The sequence below is a fragment of the Pseudoalteromonas sp. OFAV1 genome (assembly GCF_021532595.1).
Classification (GTDB): domain Bacteria; phylum Pseudomonadota; class Gammaproteobacteria; order Enterobacterales; family Alteromonadaceae; genus Pseudoalteromonas; species Pseudoalteromonas lipolytica_C.
Genome location: NZ_JAKGBG010000020.1, coordinates 18,483 through 43,591, shown reverse-complemented (window position 1 = coordinate 43,591; position 25,109 = coordinate 18,483). Strand labels below are relative to the sequence as shown.

General features: G+C 43.0%; 18 protein-coding genes. 6 read left to right on the top strand and 12 right to left on the bottom strand.

The window, feature by feature from the left end:
* Nucleotides 1–60 precede the first annotated feature (60 nt).
* Nucleotides 61–495 (top strand): DUF4019 domain-containing protein, encoded by a 435-nt coding sequence (locus L1267_RS12695; RefSeq protein ID WP_235383096.1) that lies wholly within the window; start codon nt 61–63, stop codon nt 493–495.
* Between the two features lie 214 nt (nt 496–709).
* On the opposite strand, the gene L1267_RS12690 is transcribed toward L1267_RS12695, so the two are convergent.
* The 7 genes from L1267_RS12690 to L1267_RS12660 all read right to left on the bottom strand — a co-directional run bounded on the left by L1267_RS12690 (nt 710) and on the right by L1267_RS12660 (nt 9,688).
* Nucleotides 710–1,729, bottom strand: a complete 1,020-nt coding sequence (locus L1267_RS12690) for a succinylglutamate desuccinylase/aspartoacylase family protein (protein ID WP_235383095.1) — start codon at nt 1,727–1,729, stop codon at nt 710–712.
* 134 nt (nt 1,730–1,863) lie between these two features.
* On the bottom strand, nt 1,864–3,810 hold the full coding sequence (locus L1267_RS12685; protein ID WP_235383094.1) for a family 43 glycosylhydrolase: 1,947 nt from the start codon (nt 3,808–3,810) through the stop codon (nt 1,864–1,866).
* A gap of 12 nt (nt 3,811–3,822) precedes the next feature.
* Nucleotides 3,823–5,034: an aldose epimerase family protein gene (locus L1267_RS12680; RefSeq protein ID WP_235383093.1), complete on the bottom strand. Its 1,212-nt coding sequence runs from the start codon at nt 5,032–5,034 to the stop codon at nt 3,823–3,825.
* Nucleotides 5,035–5,105: 71 nt separating this feature from the next.
* Nucleotides 5,106–5,690, bottom strand: a complete 585-nt coding sequence (locus L1267_RS12675; protein ID WP_235383092.1) for an HAD family hydrolase — start codon at nt 5,688–5,690, stop codon at nt 5,106–5,108.
* Nucleotides 5,691–5,820: 130 nt separating this feature from the next.
* Nucleotides 5,821–7,320 carry an L-arabinose isomerase gene (gene araA / locus L1267_RS12670; RefSeq protein ID WP_235383091.1) on the bottom strand — a complete coding sequence of 500 codons (1,500 nt, stop codon included), beginning with the start codon at nt 7,318–7,320 and terminating at the stop codon, nt 5,821–5,823.
* 23 nt (nt 7,321–7,343) lie between these two features.
* On the bottom strand, nt 7,344–8,039 hold the full coding sequence (locus tag L1267_RS12665) for an L-ribulose-5-phosphate 4-epimerase (RefSeq protein WP_235383090.1): 696 nt from the start codon (nt 8,037–8,039) through the stop codon (nt 7,344–7,346).
* A complete protein-coding gene (locus tag L1267_RS12660) occupies nt 8,036–9,688 on the bottom strand; it encodes a ribulokinase (protein WP_235383089.1) in 1,653 nt (550 codons plus the stop codon). Before L1267_RS12660 ends, L1267_RS12665 begins: the two co-directional genes overlap by 4 nt.
* 231 nt (nt 9,689–9,919) lie before the next feature.
* On the opposite strand from L1267_RS12660, the gene tal reads away from it, so the two are divergent.
* The gene (gene tal / locus L1267_RS12655) at nt 9,920–10,873 is read left to right on the top strand and encodes a transaldolase (RefSeq protein WP_054552268.1); all 954 of its coding nucleotides are present in this window, start codon (nt 9,920–9,922) and stop codon (nt 10,871–10,873) included.
* A gap of 121 nt (nt 10,874–10,994) precedes the next feature.
* Here tal and tkt read toward each other — a convergent pair whose 3' ends face one another.
* The 3 genes from tkt to L1267_RS12640 all read right to left on the bottom strand — a co-directional run bounded on the left by tkt (nt 10,995) and on the right by L1267_RS12640 (nt 16,334).
* The gene (gene tkt, locus L1267_RS12650; protein WP_235383088.1) at nt 10,995–12,995 is read right to left on the bottom strand and encodes a transketolase; all 2,001 of its coding nucleotides are present in this window, start codon (nt 12,993–12,995) and stop codon (nt 10,995–10,997) included.
* A 119-nt stretch (nt 12,996–13,114) separates the two neighbouring features.
* On the bottom strand, nt 13,115–14,260 hold the full coding sequence (locus L1267_RS12645; RefSeq protein WP_138557853.1) for a DUF1624 domain-containing protein: 1,146 nt from the start codon (nt 14,258–14,260) through the stop codon (nt 13,115–13,117).
* Nucleotides 14,250–16,334 (bottom strand): TonB-dependent siderophore receptor, encoded by a 2,085-nt coding sequence (locus L1267_RS12640; RefSeq protein WP_235383087.1) that lies wholly within the window; start codon nt 16,332–16,334, stop codon nt 14,250–14,252. Before L1267_RS12640 ends, L1267_RS12645 begins: the two co-directional genes overlap by 11 nt.
* A gap of 179 nt (nt 16,335–16,513) precedes the next feature.
* Here L1267_RS12640 and L1267_RS12635 point away from each other — a divergent pair, with 179 nt between their 5' ends.
* From L1267_RS12635 to L1267_RS12625, 3 genes are all read left to right on the top strand, one after another.
* Nucleotides 16,514–16,978: an energy transducer TonB family protein gene (locus L1267_RS12635; RefSeq protein WP_135923052.1), complete on the top strand. Its 465-nt coding sequence runs from the start codon at nt 16,514–16,516 to the stop codon at nt 16,976–16,978.
* An 85-nt stretch (nt 16,979–17,063) separates the two neighbouring features.
* On the top strand, nt 17,064–17,309 hold the full coding sequence (locus tag L1267_RS12630) for a DUF3297 family protein (RefSeq protein WP_171040424.1): 246 nt from the start codon (nt 17,064–17,066) through the stop codon (nt 17,307–17,309).
* Nucleotides 17,310–17,477: 168 nt separating this feature from the next.
* Nucleotides 17,478–20,693, top strand: coding sequence for a S41 family peptidase (locus tag L1267_RS12625; protein WP_235383086.1), 3,216 nt, complete (start codon nt 17,478–17,480; stop codon nt 20,691–20,693).
* A gap of 61 nt (nt 20,694–20,754) precedes the next feature.
* On the opposite strand, the gene L1267_RS12620 is transcribed toward L1267_RS12625, so the two are convergent.
* Nucleotides 20,755–22,056: a DEAD/DEAH box helicase gene (locus L1267_RS12620; RefSeq protein WP_235383085.1), complete on the bottom strand. Its 1,302-nt coding sequence runs from the start codon at nt 22,054–22,056 to the stop codon at nt 20,755–20,757.
* Nucleotides 22,057–22,225: 169 nt separating this feature from the next.
* Nucleotides 22,226–23,353 carry an alpha/beta hydrolase gene (locus tag L1267_RS12615; protein ID WP_235383084.1) on the bottom strand — a complete coding sequence of 376 codons (1,128 nt, stop codon included), beginning with the start codon at nt 23,351–23,353 and terminating at the stop codon, nt 22,226–22,228.
* 272 nt (nt 23,354–23,625) lie between these two features.
* On the opposite strand from L1267_RS12615, the gene L1267_RS12610 reads away from it, so the two are divergent.
* Nucleotides 23,626–25,095: a M20 family peptidase gene (locus L1267_RS12610; protein WP_235383083.1), complete on the top strand. Its 1,470-nt coding sequence runs from the start codon at nt 23,626–23,628 to the stop codon at nt 25,093–25,095.
* Nucleotides 25,096–25,109: the final 14 nt, after the last annotated feature.

The window sequence follows — 25,109 nt, the reverse complement described above, 5'->3', positions numbered from 1 at the left end:
AGAATTTAACCAACCCAAACGTAAGATGGCTGCATCCCATGAATTAAGTAAGGTCATTCTATGCGTAACATTTTATTAGTTTCAGTAAATGGATTTACGTTTAAAGCATGTTTATTGATTACATGTTTATGGATGAGCTTTTTTGCTCAAGCAAAAGATTCAACTTCAATTGAAACAGCAAGAGCATGGCTTAAGCTTGTTGATAGCGGCGAATACTTGCAGAGTTGGCAGCAAACAGATCACATATTTCAGACAACCACACCAGAGCCAAAATGGCGCTTAGCATTAGAGCAACTTCGTATTCCCCTTGGTCGCGTAATGTCTCGTACTTATTTTGATGTACAAGAATATTCATCACTACCCGGAATGCCTAATGGCGAATATTTAGTGGTTCAATTTCAAACAAGCTTCACCAATAAGGAGCATGCCCTAGAAACTCTGAGTCTGAGTAAAAATAGTGGCCAATGGCAGCCTTTAGGTTATTTAATTAATTAAGGGTCATGAAGGTGTGGATGGATTATGTTGGGTTTCGCTTCGCTCTACCCAACCTACCCAAAAATGAACAGAGCAAGTGCTGAGAGGTACGCCACACATAACAACCCCACCGCTCAGCTTGGAACTTTACTCTCGCTAACTTACAGTCTTCAGCCACAAAAAAAGCCACTCATAAATGAAGTGGCTTTGGGTATTAGTAATTTCAACTAACCAATCATTTAACTGCTATTGTTACAGGTGTCTCGCCTTTTTTAATTGGAGGGCTCTGATTTATCATCAAAACGATGCCTGAAACAGGTGCTTTTAAGGTTGCTATTGGCTCTCCAAAGTAATCTGTAATTCTAGCTACTGTATCTCCCGCTTCGACTTTATCTCCAACTTTTGCGGATGCAGTGAAAAATCCATCAGCTGGACTAGCTATTGATGTTAGTGAGTTATAAATTTCTGGTGCAGGATTTTCTTTTGCTGAGCCAGGCAACATCTTTAAAAACTTCATTGCATTATGAACAACTTCTAAATCAGCTAATATATCTTCTTCGTTGCGCTGACCTAAGTGCCCAATCTCAGTGGTTAAACCTGGTTTACCACGGGTCATCGCTGTATTAGGATATGAAATTGAGTTCTCCGGATCTCTCGGTCTTTCTCCATACATTACAATGTGCTGCATTCCTGTTGCTTTAGCGAACTCAAAGGTAAGCTTATCGAGTTTTTTATCACCCACGAAAGGTGAATAAACATGCGGTAATAAAGTGCCACTAGTTCGTCCAGAGTGCATATCAATTAAAAAGTCCGCTCGGCTGATAAACTCGTCTGTCAATAAGGCTGCTACTTGCTCTGTATGTGTACCATTAATATCACCTGGAAATTCTCGGTTTAAGTTTTTTTCATCCAATGGACTCAACGCAATTCGACGTCCATGAAAACCTGCTAAATTAGCTAAATGAACTATAACGACTGTTCCTTTCAACTGCTTTGCGTCTATTTCATTTTTTAACCGCTGTAAAGCAAACATAGCAGGGAATTCATCGCCATGAATACCTGCAGTCAAAAGTAAAACGGGGCCCTCTTGCTCTCCTTGGATAACAGTAACAGGTAAATTCACACTGCCTTTTTCTACAAAAAACGAGTTAATTGTACCCGGCTCAGTTGCTATATTATTAAGTTTGAAACTGTTTAAAGCCCACGCAGGAGTACAGAGCAAACAACACATTAGAACCGACAATAATTTGTCCATAAATGTCCTTTTAAAATTAACTTACAAAAAAAATGTTATGATATAACAATACTATCAATTTCACATTGAAAATAAAACAAAAAAGCCACTCATAAATGAAGTGGCTTTGGTTGAGTCGATTTTTTACTTATAACTTAATTTGGTTCACGCAGATGGAACACTTGGCACTTATTACCTAAATCAGGTTGTTGTGCGAAGTTAGTGTTTTCAGCTAAACCACAGTTACTTAAACCAAGTGCTTGCTTTGTATAGCGGTTGATAAGCATAACACCACCGCCTTCTACCGGAGCAATACGCCACTGTGCTGTTTTCGCTGCACACGAAGCCATTTCTACGTTGGCACCTGGTACTAAGGCGTTATCAGCTACCGCAGCACAGAACTCGCTGTCAGCGCTTTGTTTAAGGCTTACATAGCCTGTATCAGTTGGTGCGAAGAACCATTGCTGTGCATCTTTATGCGTATAAGCTTGTTGCTCAACATTAGTACCTGCTTTAACTGTATCTGCCACGCTAAGTGCTTTACCACTTTGTTGGCTTAATACTACAACACTGCCCATAGGGCGTAATTGCCAGTCGCCACACGCTGTTGCGTCGCTTTGCTGTAAAACCGCTTGGTTTTGTGCAGCAGAACAACCAGCAACCGCTAATGGCTTGCCTGTGTAACGGTTAGTAATAGATACATTACCATCTGTGCTTGGTGCTACTTTCCATTGCTGGCAGAAGTTATTACGCCATGCTGCAGATTGTACTTTAGCGTTATCTGCGTCATTACAGCTTTCAAGCTCTAAGAACTTGCTGTCTTCACGGTTAGCTAAACGAACAAAACCATCTGTTGTTGCATCAATAACCCATTGACCATTGGTGCTAGCGCACTGACGTTGTACTGCACGTGCATCTTGTGGATCAGCTGCAATGTCTAAACATAAGCCGCTTGTTGCATTCACTAATTGATAGCGCTGACCCTGCACTCGCGTTACTAGTGGGCCGTATTCACCTGATGGCGGTGCGACTTCAACGCCTGGTGTTAATGGTTTACCAAAGCTTGGTGTGCCGTCGTCATTCCAAGTAAATTTTTGCGCACGTAATGAACGAGTCGCACTACAACCGTGCTCTACCGAATCATTACCATGATAAACTAACCAGTCTTCTGTGCCGTCTGGCGATGTGAAAAAGCCGTTATGGCCTGGGCCAAACACTTCTTCTGTACGCTCAAATACTGGCTTATCGTATTTCTTCCAGCTGCTCGCTTTAAGTGGATCGTCACCAACAAGCTCAAGCATACCTAGTTTGTAATCAGGAGTATTACAGAAGCTTGCTGAGTACGTCATAAACGTACGGCCATTGTGCTGTAAAATTTCAGCGCCTTCAGTTACTTTACGACCACTGATTTCCCAATCTAGCTCAGGACGCGTGATCACCGTATGTGGTGAGTTCTTCTTCAGAGTCCATGGGTTTTCCATTTCAGCAATAATGTTTAATTGCTGATCACCCTGCCATTGTGAGTAGATCACATATAGCTTGTCTTTGTATGTTAGGTAGTTACCGTCGATGTTCCATACGTTAGGCATTAATGCGCCCTTGTATTCGTATGGACCCATAGGATCGTCACCGGCACTTTCTAATACGTTTAAGTGTTGGTTATCTAAAGTGCCATCAGTACCGGCTGTGTACATCATGTACCAACGGTAGCCGTTTGGCCCTTTTAGACGATGGAATTCAAACGCCCAAAAGTTACAGCAACGCTCAGGGTTTGAATCAGACCAAACATTGATAGGTGTTGCATCAGCAAGGCCAGCTAGAGTTGGTGATTTACGCATCACTAACTCAGATGTCCATGTTGTTGTGGTTAGGTAGTAGTTACCATCCCAGTACTCAAGCCATGGATCGGCACCATTAGGAAAAAGTGGGTTGGTAAAAATACCATTATCTTGAATTGGCGCTTTTGCTGTGGCTGCGACATCTGCTTTGGCTGTGTTGTCTTCAGCCGTAGTCTGACAGCCCGTCAGAGCGCCAAAAGACAAGGCAAATAGGCTGGCTAAACCGGCCTTATGCATTGTGCTTTTAAGCTTTGTTGTTTTCACGATTGTGTTCCTTTATTTTGTACCAAATTCGTACACGATGCGTGTTGAATACACGTCACCCGGTAATAATGTTGTGCTTGGGAACGTTGGCTGATTTGGTGCATCAGGGAAATGCTGTGGCTCTAAACAAAAACCACTTCTGAAATTATGCACTAAGCCAGACGCTTGCTGAGTACTACCGTCTAAAAAGTTACCTGAATAAAACTGTACCGCAGGCTCTTCTGTGTAAACTGTTAACGTACGGCCAGAGTTTGCTTCGTAAACCGTCGCCGCTTCAATAAGTTCATTACTTGGCGTGTCTTTAAGCACAAAGTTATGGTCATAACCTTTACCAAGTTTCAGTTGTTCATTGCTTGCTTTGATATCTTGACCGATTGCTTTAGCAGTTCGGAAGTCAAACGGTGTGCCTGCCACATCCATCAACTCACCAGTTGGGATCAAGCCGCCATCCACAGGGGTAATTGCTTTTGCGTTAATTTGCATTTGGTGATCAAGAATGTCGCCTTTACCCGCTAGGTTAAAGTAGCTGTGTTGCGTCATATTGATGATGGTAGGCTTGCTTGTTGTAGCAATAAACTGCATATCTAGCGTGTTGTTATTGGTTAGTGTGTAAGTCACTTCGGTCGTTACTTCACCCGGGTAACCTTGGTCGCCATCAGGGCTCACTAAGCTTAAGGTAACACCTGCGCTGTTTTGCGTCGTGAACGGTGTCATGTTCCACACTTTTTTATCGAAACCTTGCACACCACCATGTAAATGGTTGTCACCATCGTTAGTCGCTAATTGGTATTCAGTGCCATTTAGGGTGAATTTACCGTTTGCGATACGGTTACCGAAACGACCGATGATTGCACCATAGTAAGTTGTCGCTTTTGTGTATGCCTCTAGGTTATCTAAACCCAGTACAATATTACCCATTTCGCCTTTTGCATCAGGTGTTTCAATACGCGTGATAATGCCACCGTAGTTGATCACATCAACGCTAATACCATTGCTGTTCGTCAGTGTTACTTGATTAACGGGTGTTTGGTCAGCAAGTACGCCATAGGCTGTCATTGATGCTGAAGGGGAAGTCGTCATATTGTCTCCTTGATGAGCACACGCTGGTGTAAGGGTAATCCCACATGTCACCAACAATGCATAAAGCCCGCGCGACTTTTTCGTGTTCGAACCGGCTGTTTGATGAGTTGTTTTTAAACCTTGGAAAACACATTGCAATGACATATGAATAACCTTTTTGTAATTGTATTTATAGTTTTATAATACAAATAAGGGTGTCATTGCAAATTTAATCGCTAAAGTTGGATTTTGCCGTCTTTCACCATGATGCAATCCATCCCCGCACTTTTGGCCGCTTGGTAACCAATTTGCGTGTCTTCGAACACTACGCATTTACTTGGTTCAACACCTAAAAGCTCTGCTACTTTTAAGAATGTTTCAGGGTTTGGCTTGCCTTTACTTACATCACTTGCAGTCACTAAGGCACCAATTTTATTAATTAAATTAGTATCTGTTAGATGATCAATTGCATGTTCGCGGTCAGCACCCGTGCCCACGCCCATAGGTAATACACCATGGTATTTCTCAAGTACAGCAACGGTTTCGTCAATCACCTGTGGATGGTGCTGTAAATCAACCCAAAACTGGTGTTTATCTTTTGCCACAACCAGAGGATCGTGCTCTAAGCCAAATTTTTCGTTAAGCATTTCAATGGTTTTAACGGTCGGTATGCCACCCAAGCTATACATGTAGTCGTAATCAAATGGATAGCCATAGACTTCACAGGTTTTTTGCCATGCCTGTAAGTGACTGCCCATTGAGTCAATTAAGGTGCCATCCATATCAAAAATAATGCCTTGGTAGGCGCTTAAATCGATCATATCTACTCCTAAAAAGTTTCGCTTCACAATAGCATAAGCCAGCGAGGAGCAAGGCTCATCACTGGCTTAATCGACAACAAAATTTGACAGGGCATGCTAAACACATGCCCAAGTACTTTAAATATTCGTTTTACAGGCCACGTTTTAGCATGTAATAAGCTGCGTTATGACGAAGCTCTGTTTTGAAACCACGGATCGTCGTATCGTTATCGATGATCATCGTTTCAACGCCGGCCATTTCAGCAAAATCAATAATCATATCTGTTGTTACTGCTTGACTGTATGCAGTGTGGTGTGCACCACCGGCGTGGATCCATGCAGCTGATGCTACAGCTAGATTTGGTTTTGGTTCCCAAAGCGCTGAAGCAACAGGTAAGTGAGGTAAATCAGCTGGCGGAGCCACTGTATCTACTTCGTTGATTAAGATGCGGAAACGGTTGCCCATATCAATTGGTGATACGTTGATTGCAGCGCCCGGTTTTGCAGTAAACAATAAACGACCTACATCACATTTCACACCAATAGTGTGCTGGTGAACTTCAAGACGTGGTTTTTGCGCTGCAATTGAAGGACACACTTCTAACATGTGCGCGCCAAGTACTTGGTCAGTCTCACCCATGTTGTAAGTGTAATCTTCCATGAATGAACAACCACCGTCACGGCCTTCACCCATTACTTTCATGATGCGAACCATCGCAGCTGTTTTCCAGTCACCCTCACCACCGTAACCATAGCCTTTCGACATTAGTCGCTGTGTAGCAAGACCAGGAAGACCAGAAAGACCTGATAAGTCTTCAAAACAGTTAGTGAATGCTTTAAAGCCGCCTTTCTCTAAGAAACGCTCCATACCAAGCTCTAAACGTGCTTCGTTGCGTAGCATTTTCACTGCGTAATCGTCTTGTAGAGTTTCGTCAGCAATTACGTAGTCTTGCTTATAAAGCTCTAACTGTGCATCAACTTCTTCTTCAGTGATAGTATCAACCACTTTTACAAGCTCAGCGACACCAAACGCGTGTACTTCATAACCAAAAGTAATTTGCGCTGAAACTTTGTTACCTTCAGTAACTGCAACTTGACGCATGTTGTCGCCAAAACGCGCAACTTTAAGTGTTTGGCTTTCTGCCCAACCTTTTGCCGCACGACACCAGTCATCTAACTGCTGTTGTACGTCAGCACGTTGCCAGTGACCTGCAACAACTTTACGCTCTTTACGCATTACGGTACCGATGAAACCGAACTCACGGTCACCGTGTGCACTTTGGTGCGTATTCATGTAGTTCATGTTGATATCAGACCAAGGAAGGGCTGCATTGAACTGAGTATGAAGGTGTAACCAAGGCTTACGTAATTCGCTTAGGCCAGCAATCCACATTTTCGCAGGTGAGAAAGTGTGCATCCATAATACTAAGCCAACACAGTTAGGATCCGTATTTGCCGCTTGGCAAACAGCGTGAATTTCTTCAGGTGACTTAACGGTAGGCTTACATACCAAGTTTACTGGTAGATTAGCTTCGCTGTTTAAGCCCGCTACAATTGCTTCGCTGTCTTTGGCAACCGTTTCTAACACCTTAGGACCATAAAGATGTTGTGAGCCGGTAACAAACCAGACTTCTTTCGTCATCGTCGTCATGTTAATAATCCTCTAAATTCTTGCTATTTGCTCTGACCGTAATACGCGTTTTTACCGTGCTTACGTAGATAATGTTTATCCATCACTGCTTTTTTAAGTTCAGCTGCGTGTGGATCTAAAGTGCGTGTTAAATACGCCATGCGTGCAATCTCTTCGAGTAGCGCGGCATGGTATACAGACTGAGCGGCATCTTTACCCCACGTGAAAGGCGCATGACCCGCAACAATCACCATAGGTGCAGCTTTCGGATCGCGGTCTTGATACGCATCAGTAATTTGAATACCGGTTTCTAATTCATAATCGCCATTCACTTGCTCATCGGTTAGCTCACGAGTACAGGTGATGTCACCGTGTACATAGTCAGCGTGAGTTGTGCCAAGGCAAGGAATGCTTTGTTTTGCTTGCGCCCATGCAGTTGCATAGGTCGAATGCGTGTGTGTTACACCGCCAATTGAATCAAAGTGGCGATATAAATGAACATGTGTTTTTGTGTCAGAAGACGGACGCATAGACCCTTCAACAATGTTGTTTTCAAGGTCAACGATCACCATGTCGTCGGCTTTCATTTGGTCGTACGATACACCACTTGGTTTAATCGCAATCACACCTCTGTCGCGGTCGATTTGCGATACATTACCAAAGGTATAAATTACTAAGCCACGACGTTGCAGCTCCATGTTCGCTTCATAGACTTCACGTTTTAGTTCAGTAAAACTCATGCTTTGTCTCCGTTTACATAGCTTGCAAGTGCTTGGTAGTTGGCATAAAGCTCGTCATACACAGCAACGCGCTCAGGGTTTGGTAAATACTGATGACATACAGACGACGCCATAACTTTTTGAGCATCTGCCACTGTTGCGTGCTCACCCGCAGCAACCGCAGCCATAATTGCCGCACCCAATGCACAGCTTTGCTCACTTTCTAAAACGTCGATTGGGCAGTTCCAAACATCAGCGCAGGTTTGCATTACGTAGTCTGATTTTTTAGAGATACCGCCGATAACAACCACTGACTCGATTGGTACGCCTTCGCTACGGAAGCGCTCAGTGATAGCACGTGCACCAAACGCAGTTGCTTCAACAAGCGCTTTGAAGAACTTAGGTGCATCAGTGCCCATTTTTAAGCCTGTTAATGCCATGGCAACGCTTTGGTCAGCATCTGGCGTACGACGACCATTTACCCAATCAAGCGCCGTTACATCGTTGCTTGTTACAGGCAGTGCTGCAGCTGCTTTTGATAGATCAACTAAGATTGAATCTTCTAGCTTGTTAACTAACGCTTGTTCAGCGTCAGATAGATTTGTAAGTTGGCGAGTTGGCCAAAGTACTAGGTTCTTGAACCATGCGTATAAGTCACCGAATGCAGATTGACCGGCTTCTAAGCCAATTAACCCAGGGATTACTGAGCCATCAACTTGACCACAGATACCTTTAACGCAAGTATCACCTAGTTGTTCTTTAGACGTTACTGTGATGTCACAAGTTGAAGTACCCATTACTTTGGTTAGAACACCAGGGCGAACATTGGCTGCTACTGCGCCCATGTGACAGTCAAATGCACCGTAACCAATCACGATACCTTGTGGTAAACCTAGCTTCTCGGCCCACTCAGCAGTTAAGTTGCCAGCAACTTGGTCGCTTGGCTCTGTAGTTGCATTTAACGTATCAACAACACCATCTAATAGTGGATCGATATTGCTGAAGAAACTATTTGGTGGGAAACCGCCCCACTGCTCGTTCCACATTTGTTTGTGGCCCGTTGCACAACGCCCTAGCTTTAAGACTTCAGGGTGTGTTGTGCCGCACATTAGCGCGGTCATCCAATCGCAGTGCTCAACCCATGAATATGTGGCTGCTTTAACACTGCTATCAACGCGGAAAATATGTAATGCTTTGGCCCAGTACCACTCAGAAGAGTAGATACCGCCCATGTGTGAAAGGTAGTTCACATCGTTGTTAGTTGCAGCTGCAGTGATTTCATTTGCTTCTTTAATAGACGTATGGTCTTTCCACAAAATGAACATCGCATTTGGGTTTTCTGCAAATTCTTCAGTTAATGCCAGTGGTGTACCTTGGCTATTAATTGCTACAGGTGTTGAGCCTGTCGTATCAAAGCTCATACCCACTACTTTGTCTGCAGTACCCGCTGGAACTTGTGACCAAAGACCATTAACTACTTCTACAAGGCTATCAATATAGTCTTGTGGATGCTGACGAAACTGATCTTTACTTGGGTCACAATATAAACCTTGTGCCCAGCGCGGGTAGTTTACTAAATGGCTGGCAAGTTCTTCACCAGTCGCAACATCAACGAGTAATGCTCTTACCGAGTCTGACCCGTAGTCTAATCCCAACGTATAACGAGACATAATTACCTTTCACTAATTGCTTACTAACATTGTTAGTCATTATCTTTATTTGTATGATAATATCAACAATACCAGATTGTAAAGGTATTATAAAAATATTATTAACAGGATTATTTGCTGCTGACGGGCGATTAATTGCGCAGTTTTTCTGGATGATTAGATTGTTTTTTCAGCACAAATAATAGGTTAAAGCCACTACATTAACTTTTGTATGATAAGAATGGGATAACTATGTCTAGTCAATTAGAACAACTTAAAGCAGTAACAACCGTTGTTGCTGACACGGGTGATTTTGAAGCAATCAACGAATATAAGCCGCAAGATGCTACAACAAACCCATCACTAATCTTAAACGCGATTCAAATTGAGAAATATCGCCCACTTGCTGCCGAAGCCGTATCATGGGCAAAAGCACAAAGCAGTGACGCAGCTGAAGTTGTAACAAAAGCAGCTGATAAGCTAGCAGTATTAATTGGCTCTAAATTAATGGAGCAAGTGCCAGGTTTAGTTTCAACAGAAGTTGATGCGCGTTTATCATTTGATACTCAAGCAACCATTGATAAAGCACTTGAGCTTGTTGCTTTATATAAAGAGCAAGGTATCGACACATCGCGCGTGTTAATCAAAATTGCTTCAACATGGGAAGGTATTCAAGCAGCCAAGGTACTTGAAGCGCAAGGTATCCGTTGTAACCTAACGCTGGTATTTGCATTTGCTCAAGCACGCGCTTGTGCCGAAGTAGGTGCTTACCTAATTTCACCATTCGTTGGTCGTATTCTTGACTGGTACAAAGCACAAGATGCAAGCGCTGATTTCGACGGTGCTAACGATCCGGGCGTTAAGTCAGTAACGCATATCTACAACTACTTCAAAAAGCACGGCTACGAAACGATTGTAATGGGCGCAAGCTTCCGTAACATCGGTGAAATCCAAGAATTAGCAGGTTGTGACCGTTTAACTATCAGCCCTAAGTTACTTGCTGAACTAGCTGCAACTGACGCACCATTAACTCAAAAACTATTACCAGCAACAGAAAAAGCTGAAGCGCCAGCAGCCATGACTGAGCAAGCTTTCCGCTGGGAAATGAATGAAGATGCCATGGCTACTGAAAAGCTAAGCCAAGGTATTCGTCAATTCGCAATTGACCAAGAAAAACTAGAGTCAATCTTAAGCGAATTAGTTTAAACCGATTGTTTAAGCAGCAAAAAGCCCGCAAACCAAAGTTTGCGGGCTTTTTTATTACCTACACATCATCACAAATGTAGGTTTATCGTGTTGCGATTACGATAATTTTTCGCCAGTCACATTATTCAGCAAGTAATGCGTTTGCTTTTGCAACTAGGTTTGCCACTGTGAAACCAAAGTGCTCAAGCAATACTGCGCCAGGCGCTGACTCACCAAATGTCTCCATACCTAGTACATCACCATCTTGGCCAACATACTTGAACCAGAAGTCACGGTGTGCAGCTTCAACAGCAATCTTAGGTGTACCAGCTGGTAACACGCTTTGACGGTATGCTTTATCTTGGCTATCAAACTGATTCGTTGATGGCATAGATACCACGCGAACTTGCTTGCCTTGTGCTGTTAATTCAGCAGCCGCATTCACAGCTAGTTCTACCTCAGAACCCGTTGCAATAAGGATAAGCTCTGCAGCTTGTTCGCTATCAACAAGTACATAACCCCCTTTTGCAATGTCAGCAACTTGCTGTGCATCACGTGCCATTGCTTTGGTACCCTGACGGCTGAAGATAAGTGAACTTGGACCGGTTTCTTTTAATAACGCTTGGCGCCAAGCTACCGCAGTTTCAGTTTCATCACACGGACGCCATGCAGTCATATTTGGTGTCATGCGAAGGTTAGCGATTTGCTCAATTGGTTGGTGAGTTGGACCATCTTCACCTTGACCGATAGAGTCATGGGTATACACAAAAATGCTCTGCGCTTTCATTAATGCTGCCATACGTACTGCGTTGCGTGCGTATTCCATAAACATTAAGAAAGTTGCGCCAAATGGAATAAAGCCACCATGTAATGCAATACCATTCATGATTGCGCTCATACCAAACTCACGTACGCCATAGAATACGTAATTACCATCAGCTGCATCTTGTAAACCTTTTGCTTCTGGCCATAAGGTTAAGTTAGAACCAGCAAGGTCGGCAGAGCCACCCATTAGTTCAGGAAGCTGGTTAGCAAAGAAGCTGATCGCATTTTGTGATGCTTTACGTGTCGCAATGTTTTGCATGTCGGCTTGGCATTTAGCAATGTACTCATCAGCTAATTCAGCGAAGTTAGCTGGTAATGCTTTTTCAAGAACACGACGTGTATATTCTTTTGCAAGTTCAGGATGTGCTTTGCTATAAGCTGCAAACTTTTGCTGCCATGCACCTTCAAGCTCTTGGCCTTTCGCTTGATTATTCCACTCGTTATAAACTTCTTGTGGAACTTCAAATGCAGGGTGCGGCCAGTTTAGCTGCTCACGTACTGCTGCGATTTCGTCGTGACCCAGTGGTGCACCGTGACAGTCGTGGCTACCTGATTTATTTGGCGAGCCAAAACCAATCACTGTTTTACAACAGATTAGTGTTGGTTGCGTGGTGTTGCTTTGTGCCGCTTCGATTGCACCCGCAATTGCATTCATATCGTGACCATCAACATCACGAATAACTTGCCAGCCGTAAGCTTCAAAACGTGCAGGCGTATCGTCGGTGAACCAACCTTCTACTTCACCATCGATAGAGATGCCATTGTCATCCCAAAATGCGATTAGCTTGCCTAGACCTAACGTACCCGCCAGCGAACATGCTTCGTGCGAGATACCTTCCATTAAACAGCCGTCACCTATAAAGCAGTAAGTGAAGTGATCAACAATATCAAACTTTGGCTTATTGAATTGCGCTGCTAAGGTTTTTTCAGCGATTGCCATACCAACTGCGTTAGCAATACCTGAACCTAATGGGCCCGTAGTTGTTTCAACACCCGGAGTATAACCATATTCTGGGTGACCCGGTGTTTTAGAGTGAAGCTGACGGAATTGCTTAATATCTTCGATGCTTACGTCATAACCGCTTAGGTGTAACAATGCATATTGAAGCATTGAACCATGGCCATTTGATAACACAAAGCGGTCACGGTTAGACCAGTCTGGGTTTAATGGGTTATGGCGGTGAAAGTTTTGCCACAATACCGCTGCAATATCAGCCATACCCATAGGCGCACCTGGGTGGCCAGAGTTAGCTTGTTGAACAGCATCGACAGCAAGTATGCGAATAGCATTTGCAGATTGAGAACTAGGCAGAGTCATCTTATTAGCTTCCTGTTAATATTATAATATAATTAATATCGCAAAAACTCACCCAAATAGCAACTTAATAAACCGCCAGCCCCCGTATAAACGGGAGCTAGCAACCTATTATTTGTTAATTATAAATACTTTAACCAAGGCTTGTTAGCCTTACTCTTGTATTCACTAAACTTCTTGGTTGGCCAATAAAGCCCTACTGCCAACAACAAAGTAATAAACCAAATACCTGATATATCACTGACTCCTAAATATTGTCCTTGATTTGCCCCCCAGATCAGCATGCCTATTTGATACATAAATAGCAGTACATAGAGGTGGAAAATATAAAAGAACATAGGCACAGAGCCATATACACGTAGCGCATTAGTAAAGCGGTTTAATGGTCTTTCAAATAACCATAAGCCAACAAACATGCCTGCTAACGTGATCAGCAAAAAGCTCAGTGATGGTGGGTACTTAGTCACGTTAAACACCGACATCATGGTTTCGGTTGTGGTGCTAAACGTTTGCCACGGCAAGGTTTCGCCATAGATATTAAAACCACGCAGCAGCGAAAATAATCCCACACATAACAGGGCTAACAGTAGTAATGCTCGTTTACGCGAATCTGCCGATTGAGTGTGTGCATATAAAGGACCTGCACAGTAACCCAACAAAATTACGCCAATCCAAGGCAGCACTGGGTAGCTAATTTTGACGTCGATAAAACCGCCTTGTGATAGATAGCCTCGGTCATGCAAAATCGTCCACAGCGAGTAACCAAACTCATCGGGCGTAAAGCTGATTGGAGTCAGTAAGTTGTGACCAAATACAATAACTAAACCAAGCACCAGCAATAGGTTGCGTGGCAGCTTAATCAGTAATGCTAACACCAGCATACAAAGGCCAATCGCCCACATCACTTGTAGCCAAATGGTGTGGTAGTAACCCATCCAAGAAAAACAAATCAGGGTCACTTCAAGGGCGATTAAAAATAGCCCTCGCTTGATTAAAAAGCTTCGAGCCGAGCGCGCCACACCACTTGCTGGGTGACTATAAAGCCACGCCGACAAACCGGTTAAAAAGATAAAGGTTGGCGCACAAAAGTGCGCAGCAAAGCGGCTCCAAAAAAGCCCCGGCGAAGTGGTATCAACCACCATAGGATCGGCCACCTGCATGTGCAAGAAAAACCGCTCTCGCACGTGATCAAGTAACATCAGCAGAATAACGACACCACGCATGATGTCGATACTGTGAATACGGCTTTTAACTTGCTCAGAAGTCATAGCTTAAACCTAATTTGAATTGTGTTGGCGCACCCGGGTAGGCCCACAATGCATTGTAAGAGCTGGCGATATACTGCTCATCAAACACGTTATCAACATTCAGTGACACAGTTGCACGTTCAGTCGCTCGCCATTTAGCAAATAAACCAACGGTTTGATAGCTAGGTAATCGGAAGGTTAAATCAGCAGGGTCACCTAAACGGTCAGACACATATTGATAATGACCGCCAACCTTTATGTCTTGTGCAAATACACTTAGGTCATGGTTTAAGCCAATCGAAAGATTATTCTTCGGTACGTTCACAAGTGGGCTGCCTTTAGGAATTGGCACTAACCAATCAACATTTATGCTGTCTGTGGCAGTTTCGGCATCAACATAAGCATAGGATAGGGTGTACTCAGTGTTATCACCCAATGACCCTGTTAAGTCTAACTCAAAACCTGTGCTATTTGCTTTACCAACAGGTGCTGAATAACCCACATTTACTGGATCTGCCACCAGCATATTGCTCTTACTTGCATCAAAATAAGCAAGCGTACCGCTGATATTGGCGTAACTAAACTTAACACCCACTTCAAACGAGTCACTTTCTTCAAAACCAAATGGCTTACCTTCGGCATCGGTGCCACTCAGTGGTAAAAAGCCTTCTGAATAGCTTGAGTAAAGGTTAATGTCGTCATTAAGTGCGTAAACCACACCAAAACGTGGACTAATGCGACTTTCTTTGCTGTTTGATGCCACACCAGACTTAGTCTCAAAAATATCTTGTTCAATTTCATCAAAACGCAGACCTAACATCACTTTTAAGTTATCGGTTAGATCTAGTTGGTCTTGCAGGTAAATACCGTACGCATTTTGCTGTTCGTTATTTTCGTACTGCATGCCCACTTCAGGGCCTTCAGTAGTGCTGTACTCTGGCTCATAAATATCAATGGTGTAAGTGCCATTACCACCACGGTAGCGATAAAGCCCAGTGCGCAGCTCATAATCGTAACCATCAACACCAATCAGTACATGGTTGGTGATACCGGCAACATCAAAGTGACCGCTTAATTCAAAACGCAGTGATAAATCATCAGACTCATAATCACGGTATCTATGTTGGCGAGTTAAGGTTCTGCCATCATCAAATAATGACTGTCGCGATGGTGAAAGCTCAGCATCTGACGAAAAACCCGTTAATGTTGCAGTACGGTAACTGGCACCTAATAACAAACTCCAATCTTGGTTTAGATCGTTGCTGTAATTTAATTGATGACCGCGTGAGTGCACCTTAGTTGGCGCATCATTTGGATTACCTAAAAAGCGCGATTCAGGCACGGTATCAAAATCACCATTTAGCACCACAATACCGCGGTCATACATTTGCTGTTGGTCAACGTATTCAAACTCATAGGTCAGTGATGAGTTATCGTTAATTTGATAATAAAGCGAAGGAGTAATGACGAATTTGTCATGGTGAACATAGTCTCTAAAGCTGTCGCTATCTTGCCATGCACCATTGATTCTAAATGCTAAATCATCGCTTAGACCATTAGTGTAATCACCTTGAATACGCTTGTGATCATCGCTACCTAACTCGGCTTGAAGTTGCCCTTGCTGATAAAACTGTGGCTTTTTAGTAATAATGTTTACTGTGCCACCCGGCTCCGAGCGACCATAAAGAGCTGAGCCCGGCCCTTTTAATACTTCGATGTATTCAATATTTGATACATCACGCGGGCCTGCAAAACCGCGACCACCACTAAAGCCATTAACTAAATATCCAGACGGCATATTTTCGTTACCCGACAAACCACGTATTGAGTAGCTATCCCACAGCGCCCCGCCATTATTTTTACGGCTGATACTGGCAGAAAAATCCAGTGCGTCACGAAACTTAGTGATACCGTTATCGGTGAGCATGTCTTTACTTAATGTGGTGATCGACTGTGGTAAATCTTTTGTTGGAATATCACCACGGAACGCTTGTTTATGCTCAATGGTGATCGTTTCTATATCGCTGTTATCAGCTGCATATGTATTCGCTGCAAACGCCGCAGCTAATGCTAAACTAAGAGTTGGGTACTTCATAAGGCTTAATTGTAGAAATTGATAGATATGTTTTGTTATAAAATAACACAAATAAATAGATTGATATAGTATAACAAATCACTTTGTTCCGAATTTTTACCTATCTTTTTTTGTTTACATAATGCAAATTCACCTCTAGTATCAAAAATGAATAAAAAACAATCAAGTTAGGGAAAACTATGAATAAAATTATTTTTTCATTCTCACTTATCTGTTTATCAGCAAGTACGCTTGCAAACCCAGACTTATCTCGTAAATTTCCATTTGTAGATATTCAAGCGCAAGTTCTCGATACCACTACGAATACGCCTAGTTGGCAACGGCTGCCACCAATGACTCATGTACAGTACCCAACGGGACTGCTAAATCGACAAGGCAGTGGCTGTGCAGTTGTCAACTTTCAGGTAACGCCAGAAGGCAACGTAAAAAACCTTAATATCGAAAACTCAGCACCTAAGCGTTTTAGTAAAGAAGTAAGAAAAGCTGCAAGACAAATAGTGAGAGACTGGCATTGGCCTGAACGCACCGATGAACAGGTGATTGAGTTAACCATGCGTTTTGACTACTGCTTAACACACGACTTCGATAAAAAGAGTGAAGCCGTAGCCATGTGTGTTGAACATTCAGAACAAGCCTGCGAGTAAACAATAAATTTGCCATTTAGATACTTGAGCCAATGCCAGGTATTGCCTACAATGGCGCACAATTTATTCAATGCAGATCGCAACTATGACTGATACACAAAAACCAGAATTACCAAACCAACTTTCTATCAACCCACGTAGTAAATTTTATGTGGAAGAAGTTTTCGAGCATGAAATTGGTGTAAAACTTAACGGCAAAGAGCGTTTTGACGTTGAAGAATATAATATCAGCGAAGGCTGGATCAAAATCGCTTCTCCAAAAGCGCTAGATCGCCGCGGCCAACCTTTACTATTAAAAGTAAAAGGCACTGTAGAAGTATTCTACAAGTAATGATTTGTCGGCTAAAGCCTGCTTTAGCCGACACTCCCCTAAATACATAGCCCCATTCCATCGTTTGATTTTTAGACACATTTTGTAACACTGCGTTCATCGCAACTGCATCGCTATTTAAAACTGAATTGTTATGATGTAACAGTTCCCAAAATAGGATGTAATCCCATGAAAAAACTAACAACGTTGGCACTGGCCATGGCTGCGACACTGGCACCTTGGGCATCAGCTTACGAAACAAAAGACACGCGCTTATTGCGTTTTCCAGATATTCATAATCAAAATGTTACCTTTGTGTACGGTGGTGATATTTACATTGCTAATACGCAAACAGGCGAGAGCAAACGCTTAACCGACCATATTGGCTTTGAAACCTTTCCGAAGTTTTCACCTGACGGTAAACGCATTGCGTTTGCAGCCGAATACAATGGCAGCCGCCAAATTTATGTAATTAACAGCGATGGTTCTGGCTTAAAACAACTGACCTACTACAACGATGTTGGCCCAATGCCACCACGCGGTGGTTTTGATTATCGTGTTCTCGATTGGACACCAGATGGCAAAAATGTGGTATTTCGTGCTAACCGCACACCGTGGGGTAAACGTATGGGTCGTCCATACATGGTGCCTGCTGACGGTGGCCTTGAGCAGCCTCTTGCTATCCCTGAAACGGGCGGCGGTATGCTTTCGCCAGATGGTAGCAAATATGTTTACACCCCGATTGACCGTGAATTTCGTACTTGGAAACGCACCCGAGGCGGTCGCGCACAAGATGTTTGGGTTTACGATCTAAAAAACGATACCTCAGAGCAGCTAACTAGTAACCGCGCAACCGATCAGCAACCAACCTGGGTTGGCGACAACATTTACTTTGTGTCTGACCGTGATTACACCCTTAACCTGTATCAATACCAAAAAGGTGCTGAGCCTAAGAAGCTAACCAACCATAAAGACTTTGACGTACTGTGGCCATCAGCTGGCCCAAATGCTGTTGTCTATGAAAATGGTGGTTACCTTTATCGCTTTGACCCAAAAACTCAAAAAAGCACTAAGCTGAGCATTAACATTGCTGGTGTGCGTCAATACGCAATGCCGTACACAAAAAATGTGAGTGACTTTATCGATTCAATGTCGATTTCTCATGATGGTAAACGTGCACTCTTTACTGCCCGCGGTGAGCTATTTAGCGTACCGGTTAAACAAGGCCCAACACGTAATTTATCTTACACAGCAAAAGGCCGCGAGATTGACGCAAGCTGGTCGCCAAATGGTCGTTATATTGCTTATATGAGCGATGAAAGCGGCGAATACGAAATTTACTTAAAAGATCGCAGCGACAACAATGCCACTAAGCAGCTAACCAGCAACGGCACTATTTGGCGCTTTACACCAATTTGGTCACCTGATAGCTCAAAACTGTTATTTGCAGATAAGAATCACACACTCTGGTGGATAGACGCAAAATCGGGTAAACAGCACAAAATTGATACCAGCATCTACGATGAAGAAGGTATTCGCCAGTATACTTGGTCGCCAAATAGCGAAGACATTGTGTATGTAAAAAACAATGAAAACCGCTATGCCTCACTGTGGCACTACAATATTGATAAAAAGAAAGTGACTCGCTTAACGGATGAAATGACCAATGAGCAAAACCCAACTTTCTCTCCTGATGGTCAATACCTGTACTTCAGCTCTGAGCGCGACTTTAACTTAGCCTTTAGCAGCTACGAGTTTGACTACATGTTTAATCGTGCAACGCGTATTTATGCCGCTGCCGTAAATGACAGTATCAAACCACTTATCGCACTACAAAGTGATGAAACAGCGATCGTCAGCGATAAACAAAAAGATGACGATAAGAAAAACAGTAATACCCTGCAAAGCAGCGACTTTATGCAGCGTGTAACCGCTTTAAATGCACCGGCTGGGGATTATCGCAGTTTAACGGCTGTAAAAGATGGCGTGCTAACACTGGCTAATGGCGGCCTACAATTAATAGGCACAGCTCACGACAGCGAGCTTGAAACTGTGGCTAAAGGGGTAAGCAGCTACACTATTTCGAGCAATGGTGAGCACCTGTTAGTGCATGCGGGTAACGATTACAGCTTAATTGAGCCAAAAGCAAAACAAGACCTATCAGCGAATAAGCTAGATCTTAGTAACATGACCTTAAAAATTGAGCCACAAATTGAATGGCAGCAAATGTATGTTGAAGGCTGGCGTACATTACGTGATTGGTTCTACGACGAAAACCATCACGGCCAAGATTGGGACGCAATTTTAGCCAAGTATCAACCTATGGCTGATGCTATCTCACACCGTAGTGACTTAGATTACATTCTCAGTGAAATCGCAGGTGAAATTAACTCAGGCCACATTTATGTGCAGTCGGGTGATATGCCTAAAGCAGAGCGTAAAAAGCACGGCTTATTAGGTGCAAAACTTGCCAGCGATCCATCTGGATACGTAAAAATTGAGCAAATCTTCCAAGGCGAAAACTGGCATGAAGACTTCCGCTCACCACTTGGTACAACAGGGGTAAAAGCACATAACGGCGACTACATCATTGCCGTAAATGGCCGCTCAGTAAAAGACGTAGCTAACTTCTACGAATTGCTAGAGAACACCCAAGGTGAGCAAGTTGAGCTAGTTCTTAACAGTAAACCGCGCAGCAAAGGTGCATGGCAAGTTACCGTTAAGCCTGTAGCGAGCGAACAAGGTTTGCGTTATTTAGATTGGGTTAACTCTCGTGCAGCCTACGTTGATAAGCTATCAAATGGCCGTATTGGTTATGTTCACTTACCAAATACAGCCTACGAAGGTAACCGCGCCATGTTCAAAAACTACATGCCGCAAACCACCAAAGACGCCATGATTATTGATGACCGATACAATGGCGGCGGCTTTATTCCTGAGCACATGATCACCTGGCTTGCCCGTAAACCGCTTAATTATTGGAAGCGCCGTGGTGTTGAGCCAACTAAAACACCACAATTTGCTCATGATGGTCCAAAAGCCATGCTGATCAATGGTTACTCAAGTTCAGGCGGTGACGCTATTCCTTACTACTTCCGCCAAGCAGGGTTAGGTAAGCTCATTGGTACCCGTACTTGGGGTGGATTAATTGGTATTTCAGGTAATCCAAGCCTTGTCGATGGCGGCCAAGTTATCGCGGCCACATTCCGCATTTTAGATAACGATGGCAACTGGATCATCGAAAACGAAGGTGTCACCCCTGATATCAAGGTTGTTGATCGCCCAGAGTTAATCTACCAAGGTAAAGATACATCGATTGAACGTGCCGTAGAAGAGCTATTAAAAGAGCTAAAAGACAACCCGAAAAAGCCACTCACCGTGCCACCAGCGCCGACTGACTTTTAATTCTTAACTGGTTGTTAAAAAGAAAAAACCCCGCTGCAATGCGGGGTTTATTTTAAGGCTATTAAGGTTTCTTCCAGCCACTCCAAACATCGTCTTGTTGGTTAGCTTTATTTTTTTTCTTTTTCTTACCTGTTCCCGCAGGTTTAGCTACGGGCTTGTCGTTTTTAAGTGCTTGTGCGGCATCAAGGTTCGCTTTATTTAAGGTATAACCAGGCACTTCTTCACGCTCTAAACGAAATTTATTTTTCTTTTCGATGATTTTAAAATGATGAAAGTCTTCATAATCAATCAATGATAACGCTAACCCTACTTCACCGGCGCGACCACTTCGGCCAATACGGTGCATGTAATCGGCAGGACTGCGCGGTAAATTGAAATTAATCACTACAGGCAATTTAGCAATATCTAAACCTCGGGCTGCAATATCAGTGGCAATTAATACCTCGATTTCGCCATTTTTAAACTTTTCGATTACGCGAGTACGCTCACTTTGGCCTTTATCACCGTTAAATACTTGTGCATTGATGCCACGCTTTTCAAGCTTATTTGCTAAATGCTCACAATCTTTTTTTGCATTCACAAAAATCAGCGTTTGGCGCCATTTATGGTTTTTTATCAAGTGCGCTAAAACCGTGGTTTTCTCACCTTTATTTACCATAAATACGCGCTGTACTAAGGTACTTTCATCTTTACTTTGAACTTGTATTTCAACAGGCTCATTTAACAATTTTTGGGTTAATAGTGTAACTTGCTCTGGGAACGTTGCAGAAAACAGCATAGTTTGTTTTTTAGCGGGCATAAACGCTAATAGCTCAGCAAGCTCTTCGGTAAAACCTAGGCTCAGCATGCGGTCTGCTTCATCAAGCACTAAGGTGTTTACTTTATCAAGCTTAATGGCATTGCTTGAAATCAAATCAAGTAAACGACCAGGAGTTGCAACGATAATATCTGCACCGCCTCGCAATGCTTGCATTTGCGTATTAACCGACACACCACCAAATACAGCAACGGTTTTAATCGCACCATTAAAGTTTGCAGAATATGATTTAACGCTATCAGCTACTTGTACAGCTAGCTCTCGCGTTGGCACTAAAATAAGTCCTGAAACAAAGTTACCTTTGCCTTGTGTTTTTTTAACTGCCTTACCTAAAAAGCACTTTTGCAACATAGGCAAAGCAAATGTCGCTGTTTTACCTGAACCGGTATTCGCTCCTGCAATTAAGTCACTGCCCGCCAAAATACTCGGAATTGCTTTTGCCTGAATGTGTGTCGGTTGCGTGTATTCAAGATCAGATAATCGAGCAAGTAGCTCAGGAATAAGACCAAGCTCGTTGAAATTGCTAGGGTTTACGGTTGAGGTCATAAAAGGTGTGGGCTCATAACTAAAATAGCCTGCGATTTTAGCGCATTTATTGCCCGGTAAGTAGGAATTAGTGAGTTAAATACCTTTTAGATAACAGTCACTGGTTTATGATAATTGCTCAATATTAAAGGGGCGCTTTAAAAAGCCAACAGCTAAGTTGGCCATATTATTAAACCTTACTCAACTGTGCTTGTAGCCTCGTTTTTGTTTCTTTTAAGTAATCTAGGTAAGGATACGAGTCATCAGCTACGGCTATTGCAGCCTCGATTTGAACTAATGCTTGGCGAATATTACCTTGCATTTCATAGCCATATGACAAAGCTGACAGTGCATACGCTGATTTAGGGTAGTTTTTGATATTGTACTTAAACACCTCAATAGCCCGCTCAAATTGCTGGTTATCCGTTAAACTGTAACCTAGCAACCTAACAGCGCGGTCTGGTGGCGCTATTTGCTCGCCCCATTGCTGTGATAAGCGTTGATAATAAGCATCAATTGATGAAACATCATCGCCCAATGCACTCAAAGGCATCTGTTTAGATAAAAATAAACCATGATACGCATTAAATGCCCCAGCAGCTGAGGTTAGGTTATGCGAAACACCTGCAAAGGCATCGCTCTTAAAGCGCAGATTTTGCACCTTACTATTTTGCATAGTTTGCTGCATATCATCGTACCTTTCGCGCATAATGCCGGCTTCTTCGCCGATATTCATATATACATAGCTGTTAATACTTTTGGCTTTAGTAACAAAGGTATTTAGACTCTTTGCAGGGGCGCCATAGTTCCACCATACCGCAGGGCTATAAGCAATGTGCGCTTGAAATAACTCAGGGTCAGCTTGCATTGCGTAAAGAGCAAATACACCCGCAGCAGAGGCTCCTGCGATAACTCTATAATCATGAGTACGATACTGTTTATTAACCAAAGGCATCAGTTCTTGCTCTACGAAAGCTAAAAACTTTGCTGCACCACCGCCTTCACCAACAGGCCCTTGTAGTTCTTTGTTCACTGTAGGATAAAAATCTCTAAGTCGATTAGTGCTTTCAATTGCTACTACAATCACCTCTGGCGCTTGATCATCTTGTTGTAAGCGCTCAAGCACAGCATTAATCAATGGTAAATTACCGGCCCCATCTAAACGGTAAATAACGGGATACCTTTTGTTTGGATGTGTTTGATAGCTTTTTGGCAATTGCACAACGACAGTGCGTTGCTCACTAAGATTACTTGATTCGATAGTATGCGTATGTTGGCTGTAATTTGTAACCGCATCATCTGCAGTTGGTTGAGCCATTACATGACTAGTACAGAGTAAAAAACCACTAATACAGAATAACTTAAATAGTCGCACGACTTATCCTTAAGAAATATTGGTAATTTTTTAAGCTAACAGAATTGCAGGTACAAACGAAGAAAAAAAGAGCACCATTTTCTGAGACTTAACCTCCTATCAACAACCAAAATAGAATTTTTTATAGAATTTATTCTCAGTTTGCAAAACCGGAAGTAAGCCAGCCATTTTTAAGCTTCACTCACTCAGTACTTTTCTAAATAGAGAAATAAATCATGACAATAAAAAAAATACTCATCGGTTTTGCAGCAGCTTTGCTACTGCTAACTGCGATTGTGTTGTTTCGCACTTGGCAATTCAAACCCGCTGCAATCACCCCAATACCTGCAGCAAATATTGCTGTAAACAGTCAGCAGATTGCTGAACACTTATCTCAAGCGGTGCAATTTAAAACGATTTCAAAAGAGTATCGTTCTGATATTGATTACCAGCAATTTAGCGCATTTATATCTTGGCTAGAGCAAACATACCCCGATGTTCATCAACAACTTGAGCTAAAGAAGTTTAATGATTACACCTTACTCTTTCATTGGCGTGGTAGCGAGGCGAATAAAAAAGCGATTTTATTATCTGCCCATTATGATGTCGTTCCGGTAATTGCAGGCACAGAGTCTCTATGGAGCCACCCACCCTTTGCTGGCACCATTGATAGTGAACATGTTTGGGGGCGCGGAACACTTGATGATAAAGGCTCTGCAATCACTCTCATGGAAGCGATCACTCATTTACTTGCACAAGACTATCGCCCTCATCGAGATATTTATATTGCGCTAACGCATGATGAAGAAATTGGCAGTAAATATGGCGCAGCAGCAATTGCTGATTACTTTGCTGATGCAGCAATTGCCCTTGAATGGTCACTCGATGAAGGCTCATTTGTACTTGATGGTATGATCCCTGGTGTTGAGCCAAAAGTGGCAAGTATTAATGTCACCGAAAAAGGCTATTTAACCCTTGAGCTAATCGCACATGCTAAGGGTGGTCACAGCTCAATGCCTCCCTCAGAAACGGCAGTAAGTATCTTAGCGCAAGCCATTGTAAACTTAAAAAATGCCCCAGTGCCCGGTGGCCTTGAAGGTATTTCGGCGCAAATTTACGATAAAATGGCTCGCCACATGCCTTTTTCAAGCCGCGTGTTATTTGCTAACAAATGGTTATTTGGCTCACTTATCGAAAATAAAATGAGTGAAATGAGCTCTGCGAATGCCATGCTCCGCACAACCACAGCACCTACTATGTTATCGGGCAGTGAGAAATCAAACGTATTACCCATCGAAGCTAAAGCAAAAGTTAACTTTCGAATTCACCCACGCGATTCCGTCGAGAGTATCATTGCCTACGTTAATGCAGTGATTGATGACCCTCGTATTGAGATTGGCATTGTTGAACAATTTGAACCATCACCTGTATCAAGCAGCGAAAGCCCGGCATTTAAACTACTTGCTAATGCAGCACAAAGCATTCATGGCGATCTGGTAGTTGTACCCGGGTTAACCGTTGGGGGAACAGACAGTCGTCGCTACCAACAAGTTGCTGAGGATAGCTATCGCTTTTTACCCATGACGCTCACTTCACAAGAGCTAACCGGTTTCCATGGTACAAATGAAAAAATTAGCATCGAGAACTTAACTAAAGCGGTGCAATTTTATAGCTACTTAATCAAGCAAAGTGATCAAAACCTTTAATTAAGCGCTAAACC